General features: G+C 72.2%; 3 protein-coding genes. All 3 read right to left on the bottom strand.

What is annotated here, in order from left to right; genetic code table 11:
- The coding region (locus VGD44_RS00015; protein WP_331082554.1) for an iron chelate uptake ABC transporter family permease subunit at positions 1-488 on the bottom strand (488 nt) is incomplete at its 3' end.
- Positions 485-1,300, bottom strand: a complete 816-nt coding sequence (locus VGD44_RS00010; protein ID WP_331082552.1) for an ABC transporter substrate-binding protein — start codon at positions 1,298-1,300, stop codon at positions 485-487. The genes VGD44_RS00015 and VGD44_RS00010, both read right to left, overlap by 4 nt.
- A 122-nt stretch (positions 1,301-1,422) precedes the next feature.
- Complete coding sequence (locus VGD44_RS00005; RefSeq protein ID WP_331082550.1) at positions 1,423-3,426, bottom strand: TonB-dependent receptor plug domain-containing protein; 2,004 nt, start codon at positions 3,424-3,426, stop codon at positions 1,423-1,425.
- Positions 3,427-3,617: the final 191 nt, after the last annotated feature.

The following is a 3,617-nucleotide window of genomic DNA, read 5'->3' as shown; positions in this document are numbered from 1 at the left end:
TTGAGCGCCATGGCCAGGAAGGCGGCCATCAGGCCGGAGACCGCGGCGCCGGCCAGGATCAGGCTGAGCGTGCCGCCGCGGCCGAGCGCGAAGGTGAGCGCGCCGGCGCCGAGCGCGCCCGCGAGGCCCAGGATGGGCGTGGCGAGGCTGAAGGCGGCGGCCAGGCCGAAGTAGATCGAGACCACCGCGCCCAGGGCCGCGCCACTGGAGACGCCGAGCAGGCCGGGCTCGGCCAACGGGTTGCGCAGCAGGCCCTGCAGCACCGCGCCGGAGAGGCCGAGCGCCGCGCCCACCAGGATCGCCAGCACCGTGCGCGGCAGGCGCAGCTCCAGGACCACGAGGCGCGAGAGGCTGACGTCGGACGAGACGAGGCCGTGCAGGATCTCTTGCGGGCTGATGTTCACGCGCCCCAGGAACAGCGAGGCGGCGGCGGCCAGGACCAGCACGCCGATGGCGAGGCTGCGCATGGGCAGGGTGCGCGCGGTCATCGGGCGGTCCCCGGCGGCAGCGCGTCGAGCTGGCGGCGGATGTCGACTGCGGCCTTGGCCGACTGCGGGAGGCCGCAGTTGAAGGCGACTTCCGGGTAGGCGATCCGGCGGCCGGCGAAGAGGCGGCGGACCACGCGGTGGCGCGCCTCGTCGTTCTGCAAGAGCGGCCGCGCGCCGCCGGCCGAGAGCAGGGCGTCGGGCCGCGCGACCAGCAGGCGCTCGACGTCGAAGCCGGTGTAGAGGCCGCCCGGCTCGGCGGCGATGTTCACCGCGCCGGCGGTGCGGATGATCTGGTTGGCGAAGGTTTCCGAGCCCGGGACCGTGGCGCCGCCGTCCCAGACGACGACGCGGTTCGGGCGCGCGGGCCGCTGGGCGGCGAGCCCAGCGAGGCGGGCGTCCAGCTCGCGCACCAGCGCCTCGGCGCGCGCGGGCTCGCCGACGGCGGCGCCGACCTGGCGCAGGTTCTGGCGGACGTCGTCGAAGGTGCGCGTGCTCTTCACCTCGACCAGCGGCGCGCCGACCTCGTGGGCCAGCCGCCGTGTCACCGCCAGCGAGAAGTCGCCGGTGAGGATGAGGTCGGGCCGGAACTTGATGATGTCTTCCGGGGTCCCGTAGTTGACCGGGACACCATCCGCCGCGCCGGGGAACAGCGCAGCCGACCCGTCGCGGGCGAGATAGGTCACTCCCGCGATCCGCGCCTTCGGGACCAGCTGCAGCAGCAAGAGGTCCGTGCACTGGTTCATCGACAGGATGCGCTGGGGCTTGGCGGCGTGGGCCGGGAGGGCAAGGGCAAGCGCGAGGCCAAACGCCAAAAGCCCTCTCCCCCCTGCGGGGAGAGGGTTGGGAGTTGGGGTGTTAGCGCCAAGCTTCCAGGGACGCACCCCCACCCCCGACCCCTCCCCGCAAGGGGGAGGGGAGAGGTGTCTGTCTTTCCTCAGAACTTCACCCTCGCGCCGACGTAGGCCGCCCGCCCGTCGGTCGGGAAGGCGAAGACCTCATAGTAGTCTTCCGAGAGCAGGTTCTCGACCCGGCCGTAGATCTCGACGTGGTCGTCGATGTCGTAGCTGGCGGCGAAGTTCACCAGGGTGAACGACGGCAGCACCACGCGACCCGCATTGGCGCCGGTGGCCGGCTTCACGTCAGGCAAGGAGGCCGGGAACGGCGCGGCGATGCCGGAGAAGTTCGAGTCGAGCTGGCGGCCGTTGTAGCGGACGTTGAGGTTCACGGTGGCGCGACCGGCGAGCGGCCGCCAGGTCACGTTGGCGCTGCCAATATGCGGAGCGCGCCGGATCTCCTCCAGCCCGTTCTCCTTGGCGGTGAGGTCGGTGTAGCTGCCCGACAGCGAGAGGCTGTCGGTGACCGCCACCTCGCCGAAGACCTCGACCCCGTGCTGTTTCGACTTGAACTCGCGGTTGCACGCGGTGCTGGTCCCCGGCGGCGGGGCTGCGCAGGCCGACGGCAGGCCCGGGCCGCCGAAGTAGGTGAAGATCTCGTCCTTCAGCCGGGCGTCGAAGTAGGTGGCGCCCAGCCGCGCGCGGCCGTCGAGGAACGCCAGGTCGACGCCGACTTCCCAGCTCTCGGACTTCTCGGGCTTCAGGTCGGGGTTGCCGCGGAAGGGGAACGGGCCGCTGGCGTTGAAGCCGAACAGCTCGGTCTGCGACGGGTTCTTGATCCCCGAGCCGGCGGCGGCGCGCAGCCGGATCATGTCGTTCAGCCGCCAGAAGCCGTGCGCCTTCCACGTCGTGGCGTCGGCGAAGAAGTCGTTGGCGTCGTGGCGCACCGCGCCGCCCAGGCCGGCGTTGTCGCCGATCTCCAGGTCGTATTGCGCCACCAGGCCGGTGTTCTCGATCGAGCGGCGGGTGGTGTCGGCCCCGGCGCTGGGCGGCGAGGTGTTCTGGTAGGTTTCCTTCTCCCAGTCGACCGCGCCGGTCAGGCGGTGGACGAGGTCGCCGGTCTCCAGCTGGTAGGTCGTGGCATAGGAGGCCTTCTTGCGCACGCCCTCGCTGCCGCTGGAGCGGCGGTTGGCGCTGTAGCCGTTGCGCTCGGCGTCGAGGCCCTGGAACGACAGGCTGTGGGTCCAGGCGTCGTCCAGGAGGTTCAGGTCGGCGCCCGCGAAGTAGAGCAGGCTGGTGGCGTCGGAGTAGCTGCCGAAGCTGTCCACCTGGCCGCGGCCGAAGCTGGAGCCGTTCGTCTCGGCGTGGGTGTTCGAGTAGCGCACCAGGCCGCGCAGCTTGAGCGCGTCGCTGACCTGGTAGCCGGCCTTGGCGGAGAAGCCCTCCAGCTCGGAGCCCACCTTGCGGCGGCCGCCCGGCAGGGTCTGGGTGACGTAGCCGTCGGTGGTCTGGACGTCGGCGTTGAGCACCAGGTCCAGCGGACCCAGCACCACGGCGTAGCGGCCGGCGCCGCCGAAGGCGCCGTGCGAGCCGGCCTCGACGCGCAAACGCCCGCCCGGCGCGTCGGCGGCGCTGGGCGTGATGTAGTTGACGACCCCGGCGATGGCGTCGGAGCCGTAGAGCGCGCTCTGCGGCCCGCGCAGGATCTCGATGCGGGCGACGTCGTCGCTCAGGAACTGGCCGTAGTCGTACTCGCCCTGGAACGGGTCGGCGGCCTCGATGCCGTCGATCAGGGTGAGCACGTGGTTACCCTCGGTCCCGCGCACGCGCACGGCGGTGAGGCCACCCACCGCGCCGGTGCGGCTGACCGCGAAGCCCGGCACGTCGCGCAGCACGTCCGAGACCAGGCGCACCTGGCGGTCCTGCATGTCCTGCACCGTGATCAGGGTGACGGACGAGCCGAGCTTGTTCGCGTCGACGCCCTGGGAGGCGCGCGTGCCGGTGACGATGACCCCTTCGACGTCGCCGTCGGCCTCGGCGGCCGAGGCGGGGTAGGAGATGAGCAGCGCCGCGGCGGCGGCGCCCAGGAAGTGCTTCGTGGCCATGCAGGCCCCCTCTGTCCGCGTCCGTTGCGACAGGGCGGAGGGCCTCCTCACGGCGCGGGCTCGCGCTGAGGTCGACGGGCCGGCGGACGTGGACGCTTGAGCGGGCCGTCCGGTCGGTCGAAACGGCCCTCGCCGTTTCTCGTCGTCGCTCAGACGGAGATCCGCGCCCTGGAGGTCCACTGCCCCAAGAC

The organism is Phenylobacterium sp. (assembly GCF_036402295.1).
Taxonomy (GTDB): Bacteria; Pseudomonadota; Alphaproteobacteria; order Caulobacterales; family Caulobacteraceae; genus Phenylobacterium.
The sequence above is the reverse complement of the archived record's forward strand: the minus strand, read 5'-3'. Positions and strand labels throughout refer to the sequence as shown.